This is a genomic window from Roseomonas chloroacetimidivorans (genome assembly GCF_049629625.1).
GTDB lineage: Bacteria > Pseudomonadota > Alphaproteobacteria > Acetobacterales > Acetobacteraceae > Roseomonas > Roseomonas chloroacetimidivorans.
This window is the reverse complement of record NZ_JBNBZS010000012.1, coordinates 33,761-56,314: the sequence shown is the minus strand read 5'-3', so window position 1 is coordinate 56,314 and position 22,554 is coordinate 33,761. Positions and strand designations below refer to the sequence as shown.

Below are 22,554 nucleotides of genomic sequence, written 5' to 3'. Positions count from 1 at the left end.
GATCACGCGGCCCGCGGCTGGGATCACCGGCTCCACCCGCACAGGACGAGAGAAGGAAGGACGCGAAGGCGGCAATCCCGAACCTGGCCCGAGCGGCAGAAAGGGACGATGTCAATTGCCCGAGCCGAAAGTTCTTCCCATTTCGATAATGCTAGGGCCGATCAGGGCGATGAACAAGGCAGGCAGGATGAAGAGGATCAGTGGCCCGACCAGCAGTGCAGGCAGGCGGATCGCCTTCTCCTCGATCCGCAGCATGCGCTCTTGCCTCATCTCGGCCGCGAGCACGCGCAGCGCCTGGGAGAGCGGCGTCCCGTAGCGCAGCGTCTGGGAAAGGGTGGAACCCAGTCGCTTGAACCCCTCCAGATCCGTCCGGTCGCCGAGCCGCTCCAGTGCCTCCCGCCGGTCGGGCAGCATCCGCATCTCCTGGACAAGCACGGTCAGCTCGATCGCGATCGCATTATTGGTTCCCGCCATCTCACGGGCCACGCGCTCGATCGCTGTCTCAAGGCCCAGCCCGGCCTCGGCGGCAACCACCATCAGGTCGAGCGCGTCGGGAAGGCCACGGCGCAGCTTTTCCTGAAACGGCTTCCGCAGCCAGTTCATCACGGCGTTCGGCACGTAGATGGCCACCACCAGACCGGCCAACACGAAGAGGACCATCCGCATCGTGTCGAGCTTGAGCAGAAGGGCGAACATGAAGCCAGCCGCCGGCGCCAGGATAAAGAGAAGCGCCTTGACGCCGAGGAAGACCGGCACGGCCTGCCCCGCATCGAGCCCGGCGGCGGTAAGGGCGCGCTGAAATTCCTTCAGCTCTTTTTCCGAGAGCAGGGCGCTGTCACGAAGCTTCTCGCCCACCAGGCGAATGGGAGCCCAGACCGAGCGGCGCGTCCGGGTCCGCGGCTGGTCCGTCCTGTCGCTGGCTGAGGATAGGGAGGTGCGGATCCGGATGGAGAGGTCCCGCTCCTCCGCAGCATGGGCGAGCAAGGCGGCGGCGGCGGCGGCCAGGCCGACCGCCCCGATCCCCGCAGTGATGGCCAGCAGCCAGGTCTGGGACAGGGCGATCATCAGTCCCGCCCCGCCTGCCGGATGAGGTGCCGGATGGTGAGCATCCCCAGCGCCATGAGACCCAGGCCAATCATGGCGAGGCGCTGTCCCGCCGGATTCTCGGTAAAGGTCCGGAGATAGTAGGGCTGGATGAAGGACATGCCGGCGCCGGCCAGGAACGGCAGGACAGCCAGCATCCCGGCCTGCATGCGGCCCTCTGCGGCGAGAGCCTTGGCCCGCTTGGTCATCGCCACGCGCTTGCGGACCATATCGGCCAGCGTGTCGAGCGTCTCCGCGAGGCTGCCGCCGGTCTGCGCCTGCAGCCCCAGCGTCACGGCGAGAAACGAGAATTCCGTAAGGCCGGTCCGGGCATGAACCCGCATCAGCGCGGCATCCACGGGGCGGCCGATTGCGATGTCGCCCACCACCCGCGTGAATTCCTCCTTCAGCGGTGAGGCGCTCTCCCGCGCGATGCCCCGCAGGGCTTCGGCAAGGGGCAGGCCCGCGCGGATCGCCCGGACCATCAGCCCCAGCGCATCAGGAAGCTGCTGGAAGATAGCGTCCCGGTAACGCCCGGTCTGCCATTTGAAGATGCCACGGGATGTCAGCAGCGCTGAGCCGACTCCACCGAGGATCCCGAGCGGCGTGCCGAGCATGTCGACGAGGCGCGAGCCGCCGAACAGCCCGGCCGCGATCGCGAGCACGGCGATAACCGGCCAGGGAATGACCCGGGCCGCTTGCGGCAGATCGGGATCGAAACCGACCAGCCGAAAAAGGCGGAGCTGGATCGCGCTGTGACGCACTTCCGTGACCCGGATGCTCGGCGCGGGAACCTTCAGATCCACAACCGGCGTTCCGGCCACCGCGAGGACCCGTTGCCGGAGCCGCGGCGCCCGGCGCGCCTCGACCAGGGCCAGCCCGCCAAGCAGGAGGCCGAAGAGGAGGAGGCCGGGCAGGAGCAGGATCATGGCGCCCTGCATCAGACGCTCTCCCGCACGGCGCGCATCCAGGCATCGGCGAGACCGAAATACTCCAGGCGTTCGATGAAGCCGGGGCGTGTGGCGGGGCTGGTCCAGCGTCCCCGGATCCGGCCGTCCGGGCCGTCGCCGTCATATTCGAAGGTGAAGATCTCGTTCATCGTGATGACCTCACCTTCCAACCCGCAGACCTCGGATACCTGGGCCACGCGGCGGCCGCCGTCGCGCATGCGCTCCACCTGCACGATCAGGTCCACGGCGCTGGCGATCTGGGTGCGGATGGCGCGGCTGGGCAGGCTGGTCTGGCCCATCTGCACCATGTTCTCGATACGGATCACCGCATCGCGCGTGGTGTTCGCATGCACCGTGCAATAGGAGCCGTCATGGCCGGTGTTCATGGCCTGGAGCATGTCGAAGGCCTCAGCGCCGCGCACCTCGCCGACAATGATCCGGTCCGGCCGCATACGCAGGGCGTTCTTCATCAGATCGCGCTGGTTGATCTCACCCTTGCCTTCGAGATTGGCAGGGCGCGTTTCCAGCCGCACCACATGGGGCTGCTGCAGCTGCAACTCCGCCGCGTCCTCGATCGTGACGATGCGCTCGCCAGGGTCGATCATGCGGCTCATCGCATTCATCATGGTGGTCTTGCCCGAGCCGGTGCCGCCCGAGATCACCACGTTCAGCCGGCAGCGCGCCGCGATTTCGAGCACCCGAGCCAGATTGGGGGACATGGACCCGCCGGCGGCAAGATCCTGCAGATCCGCCTTCCGTTTCGCGAATTTCCGGATCGAGATGCAGGCGCCGTCGATCGCCAGCGGCGGAAAGACCACGTTGACGCGGCTGCCATCGGTCAGGCGGCAATCCACCAGCGGGCTGGATTCGTCCACGCGCCGCCCGACAGTCGCCGCCATCTTCTGGGCAATCGCGTTCAGCTGGGCATGGCTCTGGAAGCGGACATCGGTCAGGTGCACCTTGCCGCGCACTTCGACGAAGACCCGCTCCGGGCCGTTCACCATGATGTCGCTGATGGTGTCATCGTTCAGCAACGGCTCCAGCGGGCCGAAGCCGACCATGTCATGCGTCAGCTCCTCGGCGATCCGCGCCTCGTCGCGGCCCGAGATCTCAACCCGTTCACGATTCGCGACATCATGCACCAGCGCCTCAAGCTGGGCGCGCAGGGCAGGGCCGGCCAGGCGGCCGGCCGCCACCGGGTCAACCTGCTCCAGCACCTGGCTCCGCAGGCGGCGCAGCACGTTATCCGCGACATTGGCGGGCGCGGCAGCCGAAGCGGCCGGCGGCGGGGTGGGCGCGGCCTCCTCGGCACGTCGTCCAAAGGTCCTCACGGCAGGGTCCTCTCGTCCGTCCGCCTAGCGCTTCCCGCCGCCGAGCAGCCGGGCGACGAGAGAGGTGGCAGGGGCCGTCGTCTTCAGATCCGCAACATGCTGGGTCAGTGGCGTCAGGGCGCGCCGGAAGGCGCTGCTGTCGGTCAGGGCTGGCCGGCCGAGATGGGCGGCACGCGGCAGGTATTTCGGCAGATCGGGGATGGTGAAGTCTGGTGGGCCGCCAAGCCCTTCTTCCACCAGCTTCGCCTTCAGCCCGCCCGGCAGCCCCACGCGGTTCAGCACGGTCGCCACCTGGCCCGCGCCGAGCGTGCCCAGCAGCTTGCGCAGGCCGAGCGTATCGCGGATGCCACCGATATCGGGCCCCGTTACCACCAGCCGGTGTGCCGCCATGGCATGGGCGATGCGTTCCGCGATCCCGGGCGGCGAGGGCGCGTCCACGACAACATAGTTGAACCGGGCCGTCAGCATGGCGAGCAGGTTCTTGACGCCGCCCTCGGTGGGCCGCGGGTCGGCATCCATCGGTTCCTCGGCTGCGATCAGGCGTACGCGCTCCGAGACGGGAACAGAGGAGCGGTCGAGAAAGAGCCCGTCCACTCGCTCCGGATCCTCGAGCGCGACGCGGAGACCGGTGCCGGAGCGCAGGCCCAGCATCATGCCCGTGGTGCCGCCGCGGAGATGCAGGTCAAGCAGTGCGACATGGCCGCGGCTGATATCCGCGAGATGCAGCGCGAGGTTCACGGCCAGGGTCGTCGTGCCGCAGCCCCCGCGTGCGCCGGAGACAGTCAGCAGGGTTCCGCCGCGCTCCGCAGTGCCCTTCGCTGCGCCGCCCGTCACATGTGGGCCGAAAAGGCGGGTGACGGCGTCACGGGTCAGCGGCTTGTAGAGATACTCCGCGACGCCAAGGTCGCGGGTCATGCTGCGGTACAGCGCGAGGTCAGAGCTTTCGCCGATAACAAGGACCCGCACATCCGGCGTGCAGACGCCAGCGAGAGCATCCAGCGCGCCGAGCGGATCGGCGATGCCGGACACGTCCACCAGCAGCATGACCGGCGTCACCTCGCGTTCCAGCGCGCGGGCGGCGGCATGGGCGTCGCCACGCCGCACCTGGAGCCCGGCACCGATATCGACAAGCCCGCCACGGAGGGCCGCCTCGCTCTCCTCATCTGTGACAAAGGCCAGCAGTGGGATCCGCGATTCATCCTGGGGCGCGACGTAGCGGCTTTCCTTCGGCGATTCGCGCTGCGGATTGCGTTCAACGAGCATCCGAGTTTCCTTGCGCAGATCCTGTGGCACCGCCGCCAATGGCCGAGGCGCGGCCGGAGGAAGGCAGCCGCCGCACCCGGTCATGAAGCAGGCGGTCGATGGCCATGGTGCCGGCGGTGCCGCGTTCATCCTGCGCCTCGGCGCCGCGGGTCGCATGCGCAGGATCGGCCAGCATGACCTGGATATTGCGGTCGTTCACGCCGGCCGGCTTCCAGGTGCCGGGCCGGCTGTAGTCGCCGCCCCCACAGGCAACGAGAAGCAGCAGGGGGGTTAGATAGACAGCGCGCATCCTCGCTACTCCACCATGAAACCGGCATCGAGGCGGGCACCCAGCGGTGCCGCCGTGCCGCCACGGGCCAGCTGCCGGCGATACAGGATGCGATCCAGGTCCGAGGCCGGGCGGAAGTTATCCGTCGGTGCTGCCAGGGCACGCGGGTCGGACACGGGGCGCACGAGATAGGGGGTGATGATGATGACCAGTTCGCTTTCGTTCCGGCGGAAGCGGTCGGACCGGAACAGCGCGCCAAGCACGGGCACGTCGCCCAGGCCGTTCAGCCCGCTGCTGACCAGGGTATTGGAGCGTTGGAGCAGCCCGGCGATCGCGAAGCTCTGCCCGCTGCCCAGCTCCACGCTTGTCTCCGCGCGACGCACGGTCAGCGCGGGGATCGTGACCGTGCCGCTTGCAAGCGGCACGCTGATCGAGCCGTTCTCCGACAGCTCGCTCACCTCCGGGCGCACGCGCAGGTTCAAGCGGTCCGGTCCCATCACGGTCGGCACGAAAGCCAGGGACACGCCAAACTGCTTGAATTCGACGGTGATGGAGTTGTTGCTGTTGTTCGCGGCCACCGGCACCGGGAACTCGCCACCGGCGAGGAAGCTCGCGACCTCGCCGGATTGGGCGGTCAGGTTCGGCTCGGCCAGGATGGTGATGAGCTGATCGCTCGCCAGTGCATCGACCACTGTGTTGATATCAAAACGCGAGGAACTGAAGCCGGCGGCAAGGCGCTGGGCGCCCGAGCTGCTGGCCGCCGCGCCGGTGATGGCGTTCAGCACCGTCCCGGCCGTGCCCGTGCGAAGGCCGAGCAGGAAGTTGTTTCCGTCATAGGCCAGGGCCTGCCAGTTGAAGCCCAGCTCCCGCGTGACCTGGCGGGAGATTTCGGCGACGCGGACCCGCAGATTCACCTGGATGGAGGAGAGCAGGGAAAGCGTGTTCACCAGCTCTGCATCCTCTCCGATCGCAGCGCGGGCGATGGCCTCGGCACGCTGGGCGTCGGCCGCGGTGGGCACGGTGCCAGACAGGACAAAGCCGTTCCGGCCTGCCGCGGCGACGCGCACCCCATCTGCCCCGCGCACCATTCGCCGGATCATGCCCTCGACCGCCGAGGCGGTGGGCCGGGGGGGTGCGGCGGGCGCCGCGGCAGCCCCCGGCATGGCCATGGCCTGCGGAGCCGCTGCAGCCGCAGCCGCAGCGCTGGGCGACACGACCACGTCATATTGCGCGACCGGCGCGCCATCCTCGGCCGTCGCGAGGACGGTCGTGCGGCCGGGAGCAACGGCCATGAGGAACAGGCTTGTCGGCGAGGCCGGCTGGATGCGCGCCACGCGCGGATCGGCGGCAAGCACCGTCAGGGCGGGCCGGGGAAGCGTCAGCAACCGGCCGGTTCCGGCTTCCAGCGTAACGGTCAGGGGCACGGGCGCGGCGGGCGGCTGCACCACCTGGGGAGTACGGCCCAGGTCGGGGAAGGGCGCGCGCGGAGAAGCCGGGGCTGGCGGAAGACTCGCCTGCGCCAGGACCGTGCCGGGCAGGAGGAGAGTGAGCGCGAGGGCAAGGCCGGCACGGGATGCCATGGTCACCGGAACACCACCTCCTGCTTTTCTTCGCCCTGTATCACCTGCATCCGCGCGCCTTGCGAGACCATGCCGGAGGCCAGGGCGGAGGAGACATCGGCAGCGAAGACAGGAGCACCGGCCGGAACCGCGTCCTGCTGGGGCTCGATCGCCCGGACAGTGAGGGCGATTCGCCCGAGCCGTGTGGCTACGGCGACACGCTCGGCCTGTTCGGAGGTCACCTCCAGCGTCACAGTACGGGCGATGCGCCCCACGGCGCTGTCGGTGCCGGTCGCGCCCTGGGTGAATTGCTGGTCCACCGCAATGACGCGCACATCGGCCAGCACCGTCTCGCCGACCACGCGGCGCCCGATCGGGGCGTCGGCGGCTGCCAATTCCTGGGTCAGGATCAGATCCACCTGGTCCCCGGGCCAGATCAGCCCGGCCGTGCCGGTCACGACATCGACGCCGACCGAAATCGCCCGGCGCCCCTGGCGCAGCACCGCGGCCAGGAAGCCGCGATCGCGCGGGCGGAGCACCTCGGAACGTGGCAGGACTTCCCCCGCCTCAAGATAGCGGCGCAGCAGGCCGCCCTGCAGCTCGGCACGCGCATCCTCGAGGACCGCGCCCTCCGGCAGGGCGTCCGGCGCGACCTCGCGCACTACCAGGTCGACATCCTTCAGCAGCGTGCCGGCCGGCATCGCGCGGGCGGTCACCAGCATGCGAACGCGCGCTGGCGGAGGCGGCGGGGTGGGCGTTGCCTCGGCCACCGGGACCGGTGCGGCTGGCTCGAGCACGCGGAAGGCCAGCGCACCGAGGCCGACGGCACTGAACAGGAGCGAGAGGATGATCAGGATGCGCAGATACATGCCTCAGAGCCCCCGAGAGCCGAGCAAGACGATAATGCCGCCGGCCGCGATGGCGACGGCGTAGGGAAGCGGGCCGCGCCGGCGGATCCGCCAGGACTCGACGGCGAGCACGCGGCCGAGCAGGCCCTGGGCACCGGGCGAAGAGGCGGAAGCCGGAAGGAGCCGGGCAGCGGCGATGTAGCTGAGGCCCAGCGCGCCACCGGCGAAAACCGTTACAATGGTGAAATTCCAGATGCTGGCCGGCGGCAGGGCCACCGCAAAGGCGCCCGCCAGCTTTACGTCACCACCGCCGAGAATGCTGCGCATCGCAAGAACGAAGAGAAGGCAGAAGAGAAAAAGCGCGGCGCCAAGCGAGAGAAGCAATGCTTCGGGGCCGGCCGAAGCGCGAATTGCAAGGGCGCCGGCGAGAAGCGCGAGACAGAGACTGTCGGGAATGAGCCGGGTGGCGATGTCCCGCCAGGCGGCCAGAAGCAGCAGGCACACCATGAGCAGGATCAGCAAGGTGTCTGTCATGGGAGTGCTGAGCGCCTCCGGCGCGAAGCATGCAGGCCGCTCTACTCGGGTGCTCCGTGGGAGCACCCGAGCGGGCAGGCCTTACATGATGTTCGTGAACTTGTTGGTGATCTCGGTGCCCAGGGAGGCGGCAGCGAGGGCAACGACGCCGACGATCGCGGCGGCGAGCACCGCGTACTCGGCCGCGGTCACGCCCTTGCGGTCGCGCAGAGTGTTCAGGGTCTGAGACAGAAGATGGGACAGCATGATTCGGATTTCCTGTGTTGGTCGGGTTGGTGGCCCGTCGCGGTTTGCGCCGAAGCCTGCCGGGTGTGTTTGTAGATCAAATACCACCCGGAGTTGCAGTGCTAAGTTGAAGTACACGGTTAAAAATTCGTTAGGAGTTGCACAATTCGCACGCAACGTCGCCTATTGTGAGATCAGTTCTTCCATTCGGTAATGGATAATTAGGTTTCTCAGGCATTTACGTCTGTTTCTTGAGAAACTTCTTACATTAGGTTCTAGTCTATCTGACCGGAAGTTCTGACTTCGTAAGTAACACTTCTATTGAAACGTCTTCGTACCGAATGTGAGAACACAAACGCCGCGTACTGATGCGCCTCTCCTCTTCGTAGCGCTGATGCGATGCGCCGACCCCGTTGCCCGAAGGAGCTACTTCGGGGGAGGCTTGTCGCTTCGGTGTGGACAACTACCGGTTGCGTTTATTGATGTCAACAATTTGTGATCATGGTAAACAGTCGTTCAACACGCCCCCTGACATGCAGGCGGCGGGCGCTCCGACCGAGACAACAACCGTGGAATTGAAGTTTTACAGCCGCCATCTCCGGGCAGGAGCAGGCATCGTGGGTGGAAGCCTCCGGTCAAAGGCCACGCTCCCACCCCCGTTCCGCCCTGCAGCGAATCCAACTCGTTCGGGCTCGCGGGGGCGCGCCATCCTGGGCCGGCGCGGATCCACCTCCGCCATTGTCGCCGTCAGCGCGACGGTGCTGCTGGGCTTTGTCGGCCTCGCCGTCGATGGCGGCGTCTGGTACCTGTCCATGCGCAACGCAACGAGCGCGGCGGATCTTGCTGCCCTAGCCGGCGCATCCGCCCGGGACCGCAGCGGCGATGGCGCGGCCGCCGCGCGGGACATCGCCTCGCGAAACGGCTTCAGCCCGGCTGACGGCGCGACGGTGAAAGTTAACATCCCGCCGCTCGGTGGTGCCTTCCAGGGGAACGGCTCGGCTGTAGAGGTGCTGATAACAAAGCCGCAGCGTGCAAGCTTCGCCAGCCTCTTTATCTCGCAGGCTCCCACCGTCCATACCCGCGCCGTGGCGACTGCGAATGTGACGGAAAAGGTCTGCCTGCTTGCCCTGGAGGGCGGGCTGGAACTGGGCGGCAACAGCACAAGCAGCTCGGTGTCCTGCGCCCTGGCCAGCAACGCGCCTTCTCCCGGTGGTATCTCCATCGTCGGCAGCGCGAGTGTTCGCACCGCTTCGCTCGACACGACTGGAACCTGCGTAGGCTGTGCAAGCGGCGATGTCTGGACGGACGACTCCCGCACAACCCGTCCAGCGGTGAGCGCGAACCGGCCGGATCCGATCCAGGATCCCTTCCAGTCGCTGCGATCCTGGACCCCAACCCCGGCTTCGGGATGCCAGTCCCTGAGCGCGGTCAAAGGGGTCATCAGCGCGAAGCCTGATCCTGCCCCGCCGATCTGCAACATCACCGTCGGCACGAACGATACGCTCAACCTCGCGCCAGGCCTCTATTACGTGAAGGGCGATCTAACCGTGCAGGGCGCCATCAACGGCAATGGCGTCACCCTCGTCATGACCGGCGAGCCGGACAATGTGGGCACGATCCGCATCAACGCACAGGCCAGCGGCAAGCTACACGGCCCCTCCTCCTCCCTCATCCCCGGCTATCCCGCTGCTGCAGGGCTCGTGCTCTATCGCGATGCACGCGCCACGAACAACGGGACCACGAAAGAGGTGCAACTGAATGGCGGTGCCTCCATGGATATTTTCGGCGGTATCTATCTTCCCACCTCCGACGTGGTGATCAACGGCCGCAGCGCGATGGGGTCGAACTGCTTCTCCATCGTGGGATACCGGCTTTCCCTCTCGGGAAACTCGGATACGTCCGTCGATGTCTCAGGCTGCGCCGGGGTGACACCCTATGCGACTGTCCGCACCGTGCGCCTGGTGGAGTAGATGATGCGCCTGCCGAAGATCGGCCGTCGCGGCATCGCCGCCTCGGAATTCGCTGTGCTCGCCCCTGTGCTGATCCTGCTCCTCCTCGGCGTCCACGATGTCGCCAATTCCTTTTATACCTCGATCCAGCTGGAATCCGCGGTCCGGGTCGGCGCGCAGCAGGCGATTGCGACGCCTGGAAACCTGGATGCCATGCGGAACGCGATCATCGCCGCGGCACCCGGTCTCACCACGGCGGATGTTCCGCTGCCGGCCGTCTCCTGCGAATGCCAGGGCGTGGCCGCTTCCTGCGGAGGAACCTGCAGCGCCGGAGAGGCGCGCTATGTCACGCTGACCGCACGGCGCAATCTTACACCTTTGCTCTTCTCCTCCTTCTCCAGCGGATCTGGTCATGCAGTTGTCCGCCTCCGCTAGGATGAATCAGGCGCGGGCCATGACCCGCATCAGGAGCACGGTTGCCGGCGTGGTGCGTTGCCGGCGTGGAGCGGCGGCGTCGGAATTCGCCATCATCGGCGTTCTGTTGTTCAGTCTCATGATCGGCATCATGGAGGTCGGCCGCTACCTCATGATCGTGCAGGCCCTGCGGACCGTAACGGCTGACGCGGTGCGCCTGGCCGTGCTGCGCGCGTCGGCGAATCTGAATGCTGGCAACGCCGCTTGCACGAATCTGTCGGGCAACCTGTCCGGCGCGAACGCGCGGGTTCCCGTGCTGAAAAGCGAGGCGCTGTCGGTCACGCTGAGCGGCTGCGGCACCCAGGCCGGCATCACGACCGTCAACGTCACGGCCACGTTTCCCTTCACCTACTCGATCCCGCTGCTTCCCACCACATCGCTCCAGCTGCGCCAGACCGCGCTGGCGGTCGTCAATTAGACCGGTGCGCTACCCCGTCCAGGGGAAGCCAGTGCCGGACCCGCCGCGGCAAGCCCTCTGGCGCCCCGGGATTTTTCCTCGACAGTCTCCAGGTGGTCACGTGCAAAACTCCTCCAGCTCCGAGCCGCCGGCCTGGCTCCTCCTGCTGATCGTGCTGGTCGGCGCTGCACTGCATCTGCTCCTCGCCTCCAAGACGGACATCATGCAGGGCAGGCTGCCGGACACGGACAGCTATGTCCGGGTGATGCGCATTGATGAGCTGTGGCGCAGCGGTGCCTGGTATGCCGAGGTCACGCCGCGGCTGAACGCGCCGGAAGGCTTGTCACTGCACTGGACCCGTCCGCTCGACATCCTTGCCCTGGGGCCGGCCCTCGTGGCCCATGCGATCTTCGGCATCGACATGCGCGCGGGCATCTTCTGGTCCGCCGCTCTCCTGTGTCCCGTGCTTCACCTGCTCTGTGTGCCCGCCGCGATCTGGGCGGCGCGAGCCGTCTGGCCGGCGACGGATTCTCTTTTCGCGGGCCTGCTTATCCTTACCCAGCCGGTGGCCATGACGTACAGCATGGTCGGACGCTCGGATCATCACACTCTTGTCCTGCTCTGCGCCGTCATTCTCCTTGGCGCGGGGCTCCGGGCCCTGATGGATCCGGGGCGGCACCATGCGGCACTCCTCGCCGGCGCGGCCTCTGGCCTCGGGGTCTGGGTGAGCCCGGAGGCGCTTCTCGTCGTTACCCCCGTGCTCGCGGGCTTCGGTCTTTTCTGGTGGTGGGCAGAGGATGGCGCACCGATCGCGCGGCAGGGATCCCGCATCGCACTCGGCATGCTGGCGGTGATCCTGCTGGCCATCGCCACGGAACGGCCGCCTTCGGCATGGCTCGACGGTGACTACGACAAGGTTTCCATCCAGCACGCGCTCGCTGCCGGGCTGGCCGCGATGGTCTTCTTTCTGGCATCCCTTTTTCGTGGGGGCCGGCTGTCACGCCTCGCGGCGGGGACATTCCTGTGCGGCGTGGCGGCAGGAATGCTGTTGTTCCTGTATCCGGCCGCGGCTTCCGGCTCCATGGCGGCTGCCGACCAGGCGACAGCCACGCTCTTCCTCCCCTTCGTGGGGGAGATGCAGCCCTTGCGCGCCAACGCCGAGGGCGAACTGGCCGTTCTCGTGCACTGCCTGGGCGCGGTGCCAGCGGCAGGTCTGGTGCTTCTACTCGGGGGCGCCGGATGGCGCGACGGCGTGCGGGGCCGGGCCCTTGTTCTGCTTGGGCTGACACTGGCAGCCTGCACCGTGGCCGCGATCCTTCACCGCCGCTTCGCCCTGGATCTGGCGGCACCGGCCTCCCTCCTTGGCGCGGGATTGCTGACCTGCATCCAGTCGCGCCTGGCACACAGGCACCTGCGCCTCATGGCCAGCATTCTGGCCCCATCACTTCTGCTCTTCGCGCCGCCTGCCCTTGCGCGCTGGTGGCCGGAGGACAAGCCGGCGGTGCAAGCCTGCCGGTCCGGGGCCCTTTCCGAATGGCTGAACCAGGAGCAGCCCGGTCATCCGACGGAGGACGGGAAATCCTCTCCGATCATCATGTCGAACGATATGCGCGGCGCTCCCGAACTCGCCTGGCGCACGTCCTATCGCTTTGTCGTTGCTCCCTATCATCGCGGCGGCCACGCCTTCGCGGATACGCGGCAGCTCCTGGATGCGGCGAATGAGGACGAGATGCGCGCGGTGCTGCTGCGGCGGCAGGCCCGCTATCTCCTGTTCTGCACGCAAGGCGCCCCGGAGCGCCTGATGCCGGCGGAAGGCAGTTTCGGCGCGCGCCTGCTCGCCGGAACGGTATCGCCGGAATGGGCCCACCCGGTCAGCCTGCCGGAACCCCTGACCGAGGCTTACAGCCTCTTCGAATTGTCCCTGCCGGAGCACCGCGAGGCAGGAGGCAACCTTGCGCCATGACGGGGTTGCTGAACGAGCGGAGGTCCCGGACAGCCCAGGCTACTCCGCCTTCAAGTCCAGCTCGCGCACCTTCTTGCCCCAGAACTCGTATTCTTCCTGGATGGCGCGGGCGAAAACAGCGCGGGGCTGCTCGGCCGCGACCTCAAGCCCGTCCCGCTCCAGGCTGCGGGCAAAGCGCGGGTCGCGGATCGCCTTGTTGGCGGCGGCCTCCAGGCGGCTCATCTCGGCCTCCGGCGTACCGGCGGGTGCGAAGATGCCGTGCCAGCCCAGGATGACGATGCCGGGCAGTCCGGCCTCGGACAGGGTGGGCACCTCGGGCAGGGAAGGAAGGCGGTGCTCGCCGGTCACGGCGATGGCGCGCAGGCGGCCATCCCGCGCCAGCGGCACGGCGGGTGGCGGGGAGGAAAAATTCATGGTCACCCGGCCAGCGACCACGTCCTGCAGCGCCGGCGCCGTGCCGCGGTAGGAGATGTGCTCCATCTCAACCCCCGCGGCCTCCGCGAAGAGGATCCCGGCCAGGTGGTTGTTGGAGCCGACGCCACCGGAGGAGAAGGTGAAGCCCGCATTCGGGCGCTTCCCAGCCGCGATCAGCTCCTGAAGGTTGTTCGCCGGCACCTTCGGGTCGACCACCAGCACATACTGGTAGGAACTGGCCTTCGTGACCGGTGCGAGGGCGGTGGAGAGATTGATCCGGTCATTCCGCTGAAGATGCGGGTTGACCACGATGTTGGTCGAAACGGCGAAGAGCAGCGTGGTGCCGTCCGGCCGCGCGCGGGCAACCGAGGTGGCGCCGACATGCCCGGCCGCGCCGCCGCGGTTCTCGACGATGACGTTCTGCCCGAGCTGCTCCATCAGGATGGGCGCCAGTTCCCGCGCCACGATGTCCGTGCCGCCGCCAGCGGCATAGGGCACGACCAGCGTAATGGGGCGGCCCTGGGCGGAGGCGCGTGTGATGAGGGCAGGGGCCGCGAGGAGCGGCAGGAGGTGACGGCGCTTCATGGTGATTTCCATCCCGGTCAGGCGGACGTAGCCCTGTGGAAGGCCATGTCGCAAGCGGTCTTCACCGGAACTTGCAGGGTGGCATGATGGGCGGAGGAGCAGGGAGCAGCGCGTGACCGACGGATTGCTGGGCCTGCGCGGCCAAGCCTTCACCTTCCGCCATGATCCCTTCCGGGGCGATGCCGAGGCGGCGCTGCGGCACTGGCCCGACGCCCTGGTGGTGGTGCGTGGCGGCCGGATCATTGGCTTCGGCCATCATGCCTCGGAGCGCGCCCGGCACCCGGACGATATGCCGGTCCACCATTACCCCGATGGCATCATTGGGCCGGGCTTTATCGACGCGCATGTTCACTACCCGCAGTTGGAGATGACCGGCGCCTTCGGGGAGACGCTGCTCGACTGGCTGCAGCGCTACACCTACCCGACCGAGGCGCGCTTCGCGGACGCGGCCCATGCCGCGCGCGTGGCATCGCTCTTCCTGCGCGAGTTGCTGCGGGCGGGCACGACCACCGCCGCCGTCTACTGCACGGTGCATGAACATTCGGCCGATGCGCTTTTCGCCGAAGCCGAACGCCAGGGCATGCGCATCATCGCCGGCAAGGTGCTGATGGACCGCCACGCGCCGGACCAGCTGCTGGATGGCGCGGATCACGGCATCCCCGCCACGCGGCGCCTGATCGCGCGCTGGCACGGGCGCGGCCGACTGCTCTACGCCATCACGCCACGCTTCGCCCCGGCCTGCACCGGTGCGGCGCTGGAGGCGGCGGGGCAATTGTGGTGTGACAACCCCGGCACCTATGTGCAGACGCATCTCTGCGAAACCGAGGCGGAGATCGTCTGGGTGCGGGAGCTGTTTCCCGCGGCCTCATCCTATCTCGATGTCTATGCGCGCGCCGGCCTGGCCGGGCCTCGCGCGATCATGGGCCATGCCGTGCATGTGACCGAGGGTGATCGCGACGCGCTACGCAGCACCGGCTGCGCCGTGGCGCATTGCCCCAGCTCGAATCTCTTCCTCGGCAGCGGCCTGTTCCGGCTGCATGAAATGAAGGCGGCGGAGGTGAAGGTCGCGCTGGGCAGCGATGTCGGCGCCGGCACCGGGCTTTCCACCCTGCGGACGCTCGGCGATGCCTACAAGGTCGCGCGTCTGGGTGGCGCGCGGCTGCATCCGGCCCAGGCCCTCTGGCTCGCGACCCGCGGCGGCGCGGAGGCGCTGCGCCTGGAGGACCGCATCGGCACGCTGGCGCCGGGGATGGAGGCGGATCTGGTGGTGCTCGACCCCTGCGCCACGCCCGCACTGGCGCTGCGGACGGAGGGCTCGGCTGATCCGGCGGACCGGCTTTTCGCCCTGATGGCGCTGGGGGACGAGCGCGCCGTGCGGGCGACCTATGTCGCCGGACGCCTGGCACATGACCGGGATGCGCCAGGAAGACAGGATGACGGCGCCTGAAACGATACTGGCCCGCCCCTGACGGGACGGGCCAGTGAGGGCATCCGGATGGAATGCCTCAGCGGGCGCGGCGGCGCGCCGGGGCAGTGCGGGCCGGGGCCGGCGTGGGGGCGGGCTCGGGCGCCGGGGCGACGTTGGCCGGGGTCACGCCGCGCGACTTGTCCAGCTCCTCGAGCATGCACTTCTTGAGGCCGAACTCCGTCGCGTTCGGAAGGCGCTGGGTGCAGGCCGGCCGGAAGGCTTCCTCCGGCGGCGGCGCCACGGCCGGGGTCGGGGCGGGCGTGGTCGTGCAGGCCGCCATCAGCGCCAGCGACGGAAGCAGCGCGGCCTTGAGGATCGTCTTGGTCACTGGATCGTCCTTGGAGAATAGGACCCGCATGTTTGTTCCACGGGCGGTCGCCCTTCTAGGGCGCCCCGCCGCGCGCGTCACGGGGGCTTTTCCTGGGTTTGCGGGGTGGTGTTGCGATGAAGGATGAGGGTGGCTTTTAGAAGACTCTTCCACCCGGATCCCGGCGCAATCGGCGGAACTTCGGCTCATCCGCCAACAGATGGTGGGGTCCGGGGAGCATAATGCTCGCCGGTGAGGGGCTGGGAGGCAAAGCCTCCCCGAGCAGTCTAGAACGACACCCGCGCCCGCAGCGCGAACAGCGTTACCGGCCCACGGTCCCGGTTATAAGTCGGGTTGACCACGTGCTGGACATCGAAGGCCAGGTTGAAGCCCGGCGCGAGGGCCGCGTCGTAGAAAGCCTCCGCCACATATTCCGGCCCGCCACGCAGGGCGCCGTCGCCAGTGATGAAGCCGATGCCGCCGGCCTCCAGGTAGCGGCGGCGCCCTTCCGAGATCCAGCCGATATTGCCACCCAGCCCGACCGTATCCCCCGGCCTGTTCCAGCGCCCGCCTTTGAGCGAGAGGCCAGCGGAAACGGCGCGGTCCATCTCCGTGAACATCCAGTTCTGCGTACGCCCGTCATTCCAGGAAAGGCGGGCGAAGGCGCCGAGATCCTCGGCCAGCTCCTGCTCGAAGGTCAGGGCGGCCATCCGCTTCGTGCGGTAGCCATGCGGATTCAGCTCGAAACTCTCGGGATCCCGGGGGTCGATTTCGCCCCAGCTGGACTGGCGGGTGCGGGAGAGGCCGAGGATGAGGCGGATCGCGCCGGGGCGGCCGCCGATATTAGTGAAGCGGTCCACCTCCCCCAGCAACTGCCAGGCGCGGGTGATGGAGGGATCGAGGAAGAGGCCGTTCACGCGGCGCGCGACCTGAAAGGCGCCGGCGCGCAGGCCCCAGGTCCCATTCTCCCATTCGGCGGCGGCGCCGATGGTCCAGCCGCGGGCATCGGCCGCATAGTCCACCGCGCCGGCCCCCACCAGCGCCCAGTTGAGGAATTGGGTACGGGCATCATGGGCATAGCTGTTGCGGTCGAAGATGTCCCAGACCGACATCTTGCCGATGGTGATGGTCAGGCGCTCGCGCGGGATAGGGCCGCTGAAGCGCAGCGGGTCGTCCTCGCCCTCCACCATGTCGGCGGAAAGGCCGATGGTCTGGCGGAAGAAGGCGCGCGGCACGAAGAAGGTCGGCTCGGTAGAGCCGAGCCGGAAGGCCTCGTTGTTCGGGAAGGCGGCAACGCCCGTGGAGTTGGACAGGCCAAAGCCGCGCGTGACGGAAAGATCCACCACCGCTTCCGCCCCCTGCCAGAGGCGGCGGCCGAGGATCAGGTCGGTGGAGAGGGTGTTGGCGGCCGACGCCTCGGGCTTGAGACTGCCCGGGCCCTGGTAGGGCGAGCGGAAGCGGGGATGGCCCTGGAGGACGAAAGTCGCCTGGCCATGAACCAGCCAGCCCTGCTCCTCCAGCCGGCTCAGCCGGGCGGCGATCTCGGGGAAAAGGGCAGGAGCATCGGTGTCGTCGGTGCCGGGCGAGGCGCCCTGCTGGGCTGCCGCGATGCCTGGAAGCAGAAGCACGAGAAGAAAGGCCCGCATCAGCGGACCGAGACAGGCCCACCGCACCGGGCGGGGACGGCGGGTTAGGCGGCCAGGCATCGCAACTCCCTACATCGCTGGACAATACATGAAGAGCTGTTCATCTTGTGAGATGTGCAGAGATTTAATCAATCAAATCAAAGTCATAGCTTGGTAGATGAGGCGCAGCCATCTGGCAAGGCCAGATGGCTGACCGGAAGCCGCCTGCCTTGGCCGGGCGGCGGCCAGGTCGCTACCGGATCGGCGATCCGGATTGACGGAAGACGGAAGCTTCCACACATCGTCGCGGCCATGCGCGCCCCTCTCCCCGCCGTCCTGCTTTCCCTCAGCCTGATGGCGCCGGCTTTGGCGCAGGCACCGGCCACAACAGCCCCGCCCACCGCCGCCACCCAGGCCGAGGAGGGCTTCCGCGTGGTGAACCGGACAGGGCAGGAGGCAACTGCCCTCCACGCGGTCCGCAGCGGCCGGCCGGACTGGGCGGGCAACCTGCTGCCGCGGCCCCTGCCGGCCGATGCCGCCTATCGTCTGCGCCCCAGCGCCCAGGCCGGCTGCCGGTTCGATATCCGCCTCGTGTTGGCGGATGGGCGCGAGGCAGTGGCGCGCAACCAGGAAATCTGCGCGAACCGCGAAATCACGCTGGATGCCTCCACTGTGGTTGCCGCCGGCGCCGCGGGCCGCCCCTCCCCCAGCGCGCCCACGCCGCCCGAGGCCCTGCCCCGCCCCGGCGTCCGCGCCGCGACCGGCACAGGCTTCCTCGTCGCCAATGAGCGTGTCCTGACAAACCGCCATGTGGTGGATGAGTGCAACCGCGTCCTGGTCCGTGGGCCCGACGGCCGCAACCACGCCGCCGTTCCGCCCGCCCGCACCGACGCGAAGCTGGACCTGGCCGTGCTTACCGTGCCCGGCCTCACCGGCCCCGTGCTTGCCTTCCGCCAGGACCCGCCGCTGCGTCGGGGTGAGGGCGTAGTGGCCTATGGCTACCCCCTCAGTGGCCTGCTTTCCTCCGACGCCAAGCTGACGCGGGGCGAGATCAACGGCCTGCGCGGCTTGCGTGACAACCCCGACCAGATCCAGATCAGCGCCCCCGTGCAGCCCGGCAATTCCGGCGGACCGCTGCTGGACATGCAGGGCAATATCGTCGGCGTCGTCGTTTCCAAGCTGAATGCCCAGGCCGTGGCCGGGCGCACGGGCGACATCGCCCAGAACATCAACTTTGCCGTGCGTGGCGAGCGTGCCGCAGCCTTCCTGCGCACCGCCGGGGTGCCCTTTACGGCAGCCAGCAGTAACGGGCCGGACCGCAGCGCGGCGGATGTGGGAGAGATCGCGGAGCGGGCGACGATGTTCATCCGCTGCGAGCGCTAGGCCCTATCCACCAAGGCCCCACCGGGGCGCCAGACCCCGCGATCTGTTTTCGCGGGGAACAGCGATTGAGGAATGGTGCCGCAGGCCTTTGATTTAGGCCGTTGGGGAGGTCCAGGGAGGCTAAGCCTCCCTGGGGTTCACCCCCGCTTCACCTGCTCAACAAGCGCCGCGACATGCTCGATCGGCGTATCCGGCGTGATTCCATGCCCGAGGTTGAAGACAAAGGGCCGTCCGCGCATCGCATCGAGGATGGCGGCCGTTGCCGTGCGCAGCGCCGCGCCGCCCGCGACCAGAGTCTTTGAATCCAGGTTTCCCTGTAGCGTGACCTCGCCTGGCAAGGGACCGGTCAGGTCCACCGTCTCATCCAGCCCCACGGCATTGACCCCCGTACGGGCGGCGTAGGCGGGGATCCCCGGACCGGCCAGACGGGGGAAGCCAATTAGGGGGTAGTCGGGCCCGAGCCGCAGGCGGAGGCGCGCCACGAGGGCTGCCGTGGGCTCGATCACCCAACGCTCGAAGCCCTCGGGCGGAAGGAGGCCGGCCCAGGAGTCGAAAAGCATCAGCGCCTCGGCACCAGACTCAGCCTGGGCGACCAGATAGGCCTCCGAAGCATCGAGCAGCTGCTCAAACAGGCTGGCAAGAAGAGCGGGGTTTTCCTCGGCCATGCGGCGCGCTTCGGGGAAGCCATGGCCGCCGCGGCCATCGACCATGTAGCAGGCCACCGTCCAGGGGGCGCCGGCGAAGCCGATCAGGGCCGTGCCGGGATGGTCCTTTTCCAGGCCCCGCCGGATGCGGCTCACGGTTTCCATGATGGGGGCGGCGCGGCGGGCGGCTTCCAGCGGGCGCAGGGCGGCCATGGCCGCCGCGTCGCGCACCGGATCCAGGATCGGGCCCACTCCATCCACCCCACCCTGGCCGTAGCGCAGGGGCTGGCCCATGGCCCAGGGAAGCATGGGCAGATCGGTGAAGAGGATGGCCGCGTCCAGGCCGGGGAAGCGGCGCAGGGGCTGGAAGGTAACCTCGGCTGAGAGCTCGGGGTTCAGGCACAGCTCCAGGAAGCCGCCGGCCTTCTCCTTGGTGGCGCGGTATTCCGGCAGGTAGCGGCCGGCCTGGCGCATCAGCCAGATCGGCGGCGGCCAGACGGGTTCGCCGGCCAGGGCTCTCAGGAAGGGTTTGTCCACGGGGTCCATGGGCCCCCTTTCACTCTAATTAGGATTCTTAAGAAAGAAGGGGTGTTTGTAGAGCCCTGTGAGTCCTGTGGACGCAACTGGCGGCGCATGTCGTCCCGAGGGTTTTCCACAGGCTGGAAGGTGCCGCGACTCGCTAACCGAAGGCGAGTCGGTGACTCGCTCCGCAGGACTCCCCTGGGCGCTGGAGGATTCCATCCCAGGTGGCGTGAGTCGTGACTCACCATCCCCATGACTCAGGACGGGTCCGAAGGGGCCCGGATTCATCCCCATGACTCACGAAAGGGAGTCGCGTCCTCCCCAGCCCGGGCTGCATCGACTAAATGCTTCTCCATGTCGCGCACCACCAACCTCCACCTCGTCTCCGACAGCACGGGGGAAACGCTGAACTCCATGGCGCGCGCGACGCTGGCGCGCTTCGAGGAGCCGCATGTGATCCAGCACCGCTGGTTCCTGGTGCGTTCCCGTTTCCAGCTCGAACAGGTGCTGGAGGGTATCCAGGCAGAGCCTGGCCCGGTCCTTTTCACCATGGCCGACAAATCCTTGCGGCACAGCCTGGAGGAGTTCTGCGGCCGGCTGGGCGTCACTCACCTCTCTGTGCTCGACCAGACGCTGGATCTGCTCCAGCGCGAACTCGGCGAAGCCGCCAAGGAGAAGCGCGCGGCCCAGCACGTGCTGGATGCCGATTATTTCCGCCGGATCGACGCCATGCATTACGTGCTGGCCCATGACGACGGCCAGGGCACGGCCGGGATCGCGGAGGCCGATGCCTGTCTTGTCGGCGTCTCCCGCAGCAGCAAGACGCCCACCTGCTTCTACCTGGCCAATCGCGGCATCAAGGCCGCCAATGTTCCCATCGTACCCGGCAGCCCCTTGCCGCCGGAGCTGGACAATCCACCCTGTCCCGTGATCGGCCTGACGATCGAGGCCAATGCCCTGCTGGAGATCCGCCGCCACCGGCTGAAGCTGATCGGGCAAGGGGGTGTGCGGCAGGATACGACGGATTACGTAGACCCGGAGGCCGTGAGGGCCGAGATCCTGGCCGCGCGTCGCCTCTGCACCTCGCGCGGCTGGCCGGTGATCGACGTGACGCGCCGCAGCATCGAGGAAACCGCGGCCACCGTGCTGCAGCTGATGGAAGCCTGGCACGCGCGGTCCGCCCCGCCGGGCACGCCGCATGGGGCGAACCAGGGGCCGCCGGCGCGGTAGCAGGAAAGGACCCGAGGGAAGGCATCCCCCGGATCTCTTCTATTTTCGATAGCGCTGGGGCGCGGGTGGGGATGGCATGACAACTTTGCAGATGGCGGAACCAGCGATCGTCCTGGCCAGCGCCTCGGCGGCGCGGCGGGCGGTGCTGGAAGCAGCGGGGCTGCGTTTCGAGGCAATCGCCGCGGCGGTGGACGAGGCCTCGATCAAGGAGAGCGCCAAGGCCGAGGGCTTCCCAGCCTCTGAGGCGGCGATCATGCTGGCCGAGGCGAAGGCCCGCCGCATCGTTGCACGCCGGCCCGAGGCGCTGGTGATTGGTTGTGACCAGATCCTGGTGATGGGGGACCGCTGGTTCGACAAGCCGGAAAGCCCCGCCGCGGCGCGCGCGCATCTGGAGGCGCTGCGCGGCAACACGCACCAGCTGGTCACGGCCGTCTTGTGCTGGCGCAACGGCCAGCGGGTCTGGCAGCATGTTGCCACCCCCCGCCTGACCATGCGCCCGGTTTCGGATGAGTTCCTGGACGGCTATCTGGCCCTGGAAGGCGAGCAGGTGACGGCGACCGTCGGCGCCTATCGGCTGGAAGGGCCAGGCATTCACCTCTTCGACAAGGTGGAAGGCGAGCACGCGGCCATCCTGGGCCTGCCCCTGCTGCCGCTTCTCGGCTTCCTGCGGCAGCATGGGGTTTTGCTGCGCTGATGTCCCGAGGCACCGCCGCTCGGCAAGGCGGTGCGCGGTCAGCCAGCCGCGTCCCGATTATTGAGGTGAAGTGCGAAGCTGGTCGTTCCCGGATCTCCTAGATCGGGGCGAAGCTGCATGCTCGGAATCAGATAATCGCCGCCATTTTGCCGGCGATAGGGAAGGGGCTGAGTGGTTTCCAGCGTCCGCATTCTCTCGCGCAGGCGCTCGGCAGCAGCCTCGAAGCCAGCCGCATCAAGACGATCCGCATTGTAGACCACAAAGGGCGGAAGCACGTCGTAGCCGGGATAGTAGAGAACCCCGTGATGGATGGGGAACAGCAGGTCATCTATCGGCCCGTTGATTCCGCGGGCAGAGTAATGCTCCGCCCAACCGCCGGCCGTCACGATCAGCATGGCGCGCTTTCCCGCCAGAATGCCTTCGCCGTAGCGGTCGCCCCATCGCTTGTCGCTGTGCTCACCGACGCCATAGGCGAACCCGTAAGAGTAAACCCGATCGATCCAGCCCTCGAGGATGGCCGGCATCGTGAACCACCAGAGGGGAAACTGGAGGATCAGGGTATCGGCCCAGAGGAGCTTCGCCTGCTCGGCCTTGACGTCTTCGGTCAGCGCCTTGGCAGCAAACCCTTGGCGCGACGCGGCCGGCACCTTCAACCGCGCGTCCGGTGCAAGCAGGGGAAAGTCGGCACGGTCAATCTCGGATTTCCAGCCATCGGCATAGAGATCCGACACCCGCACCTGGTGACCCCGGGCCTCGAGCTCCTTGATGGCGACATCGCGGAGCGCGCCGTTGAGCGAGCGCGGCTCGGGATGAGCGAAAACAAGAAGAACTTTCATGA

Annotated in this window: 22 protein-coding genes; 8 read left to right on the top strand and 14 right to left on the bottom strand. The window is 67.9% G+C overall.

Going from position 1 to position 22,554, the window contains the following annotated elements; all coding sequences use genetic code 11:
* Positions 1–111 precede the first annotated feature (111 nt).
* From ACO1BU_RS11190 to ACO1BU_RS11150, 9 genes are all read right to left on the bottom strand, one after another.
* The gene (locus tag ACO1BU_RS11190; RefSeq protein WP_424136024.1) at positions 112–1,065 is read right to left on the bottom strand and encodes a type II secretion system F family protein; all 954 of its coding nucleotides are present in this window, start codon (positions 1,063–1,065) and stop codon (positions 112–114) included.
* Complete coding sequence (locus ACO1BU_RS11185) at positions 1,065–2,024, bottom strand: type II secretion system F family protein (protein WP_424136023.1); 960 nt, start codon at positions 2,022–2,024, stop codon at positions 1,065–1,067. The genes ACO1BU_RS11190 and ACO1BU_RS11185 overlap by 1 nt, the downstream gene beginning before the upstream one ends.
* Entirely contained in the window at positions 2,024–3,364 is a 1,341-nt protein-coding gene (locus ACO1BU_RS11180; protein WP_424136022.1) for a TadA family conjugal transfer-associated ATPase, read from the bottom strand. Before ACO1BU_RS11180 ends, ACO1BU_RS11185 begins: the two co-directional genes overlap by 1 nt.
* Positions 3,365–3,388: 24 nt before the next feature.
* Positions 3,389–4,627 carry a CpaE/TadZ family protein gene (locus ACO1BU_RS11175; RefSeq protein WP_424136021.1) on the bottom strand — a complete coding sequence of 413 codons (1,239 nt, stop codon included), beginning with the start codon at positions 4,625–4,627 and terminating at the stop codon, positions 3,389–3,391.
* Positions 4,617–4,916 (bottom strand): hypothetical protein, encoded by a 300-nt coding sequence (locus tag ACO1BU_RS11170; RefSeq protein WP_424136020.1) that lies wholly within the window; start codon positions 4,914–4,916, stop codon positions 4,617–4,619. Before ACO1BU_RS11170 ends, ACO1BU_RS11175 begins: the two co-directional genes overlap by 11 nt.
* Before the next feature lie 5 nt (positions 4,917–4,921).
* Positions 4,922–6,475, bottom strand: a complete 1,554-nt coding sequence (locus ACO1BU_RS11165) for a type II and III secretion system protein family protein (RefSeq protein ID WP_424136128.1) — start codon at positions 6,473–6,475, stop codon at positions 4,922–4,924.
* 2 nt (positions 6,476–6,477) lie between these two features.
* On the bottom strand, positions 6,478–7,323 hold the full coding sequence (gene cpaB, locus ACO1BU_RS11160) for a Flp pilus assembly protein CpaB (protein WP_424136019.1): 846 nt from the start codon (positions 7,321–7,323) through the stop codon (positions 6,478–6,480).
* A 3-nt stretch (positions 7,324–7,326) separates the two neighbouring features.
* On the bottom strand, positions 7,327–7,836 hold the full coding sequence (locus ACO1BU_RS11155; protein WP_424136018.1) for a prepilin peptidase: 510 nt from the start codon (positions 7,834–7,836) through the stop codon (positions 7,327–7,329).
* An 81-nt stretch (positions 7,837–7,917) separates the two neighbouring features.
* Positions 7,918–8,082, bottom strand: coding sequence for a Flp family type IVb pilin (locus tag ACO1BU_RS11150; protein WP_424136017.1), 165 nt, complete (start codon positions 8,080–8,082; stop codon positions 7,918–7,920).
* A 596-nt stretch (positions 8,083–8,678) separates the two neighbouring features.
* Between ACO1BU_RS11150 and ACO1BU_RS11145 the strand changes: the two genes are divergently transcribed.
* From ACO1BU_RS11145 to ACO1BU_RS11130, 4 genes are all read left to right on the top strand, one after another.
* On the top strand, positions 8,679–10,031 hold the full coding sequence (locus ACO1BU_RS11145) for a pilus assembly protein TadG-related protein (RefSeq protein WP_424136016.1): 1,353 nt from the start codon (positions 8,679–8,681) through the stop codon (positions 10,029–10,031).
* 3 nt (positions 10,032–10,034) lie between these two features.
* Positions 10,035–10,445: a TadE/TadG family type IV pilus assembly protein gene (locus tag ACO1BU_RS11140; protein ID WP_424136015.1), complete on the top strand. Its 411-nt coding sequence runs from the start codon at positions 10,035–10,037 to the stop codon at positions 10,443–10,445.
* Positions 10,446–10,464: 19 nt separating this feature from the next.
* Positions 10,465–10,902: a TadE/TadG family type IV pilus assembly protein gene (locus ACO1BU_RS11135; protein WP_424136014.1), complete on the top strand. Its 438-nt coding sequence runs from the start codon at positions 10,465–10,467 to the stop codon at positions 10,900–10,902.
* A 100-nt stretch (positions 10,903–11,002) separates the two neighbouring features.
* Positions 11,003–12,844 carry a hypothetical protein gene (locus ACO1BU_RS11130; protein ID WP_424136013.1) on the top strand — a complete coding sequence of 614 codons (1,842 nt, stop codon included), beginning with the start codon at positions 11,003–11,005 and terminating at the stop codon, positions 12,842–12,844.
* A 39-nt stretch (positions 12,845–12,883) separates the two neighbouring features.
* Here the strand turns inward: ACO1BU_RS11130 and ACO1BU_RS11125 are convergent, their stop codons facing one another.
* The gene (locus tag ACO1BU_RS11125; RefSeq protein WP_424136012.1) at positions 12,884–13,843 is read right to left on the bottom strand and encodes a Bug family tripartite tricarboxylate transporter substrate binding protein; all 960 of its coding nucleotides are present in this window, start codon (positions 13,841–13,843) and stop codon (positions 12,884–12,886) included.
* A 112-nt stretch (positions 13,844–13,955) separates the two neighbouring features.
* On the opposite strand from ACO1BU_RS11125, the gene guaD reads away from it, so the two are divergent.
* The gene (gene guaD / locus ACO1BU_RS11120) at positions 13,956–15,290 is read left to right on the top strand and encodes a guanine deaminase (protein ID WP_424136011.1); all 1,335 of its coding nucleotides are present in this window, start codon (positions 13,956–13,958) and stop codon (positions 15,288–15,290) included.
* Positions 15,291–15,348: 58 nt separating this feature from the next.
* On the opposite strand, the gene ACO1BU_RS11115 is transcribed toward guaD, so the two are convergent.
* Positions 15,349–15,639, bottom strand: coding sequence for a hypothetical protein (locus tag ACO1BU_RS11115; RefSeq protein WP_424136010.1), 291 nt, complete (start codon positions 15,637–15,639; stop codon positions 15,349–15,351).
* A 266-nt stretch (positions 15,640–15,905) separates the two neighbouring features.
* Positions 15,906–17,324, bottom strand: coding sequence for a carbohydrate porin (locus tag ACO1BU_RS11110; RefSeq protein ID WP_424136009.1), 1,419 nt, complete (start codon positions 17,322–17,324; stop codon positions 15,906–15,908).
* A 231-nt stretch (positions 17,325–17,555) separates the two neighbouring features.
* On the opposite strand from ACO1BU_RS11110, the gene ACO1BU_RS11105 reads away from it, so the two are divergent.
* Entirely contained in the window at positions 17,556–18,626 is a 1,071-nt protein-coding gene (locus ACO1BU_RS11105) for a S1C family serine protease (RefSeq protein ID WP_424136008.1), read from the top strand.
* 137 nt (positions 18,627–18,763) lie between these two features.
* Here the strand turns inward: ACO1BU_RS11105 and hemE are convergent, their stop codons facing one another.
* A complete protein-coding gene (gene hemE / locus ACO1BU_RS11100) occupies positions 18,764–19,816 on the bottom strand; it encodes a uroporphyrinogen decarboxylase (RefSeq protein WP_424136007.1) in 1,053 nt (350 codons plus the stop codon).
* A gap of 330 nt (positions 19,817–20,146) precedes the next feature.
* On the opposite strand from hemE, the gene ACO1BU_RS11095 reads away from it, so the two are divergent.
* Complete coding sequence (locus tag ACO1BU_RS11095) at positions 20,147–21,022, top strand: pyruvate, water dikinase regulatory protein (RefSeq protein ID WP_424136006.1); 876 nt, start codon at positions 20,147–20,149, stop codon at positions 21,020–21,022.
* A 76-nt stretch (positions 21,023–21,098) separates the two neighbouring features.
* Complete coding sequence (locus tag ACO1BU_RS11090) at positions 21,099–21,716, top strand: Maf family protein (protein ID WP_424136005.1); 618 nt, start codon at positions 21,099–21,101, stop codon at positions 21,714–21,716.
* 38 nt (positions 21,717–21,754) lie between these two features.
* Here ACO1BU_RS11090 and ACO1BU_RS11085 read toward each other — a convergent pair whose 3' ends face one another.
* Entirely contained in the window at positions 21,755–22,552 is a 798-nt protein-coding gene (locus tag ACO1BU_RS11085; RefSeq protein ID WP_424136004.1) for an NAD(P)H-dependent oxidoreductase, read from the bottom strand.
* Positions 22,553–22,554 lie beyond the last annotated feature (2 nt).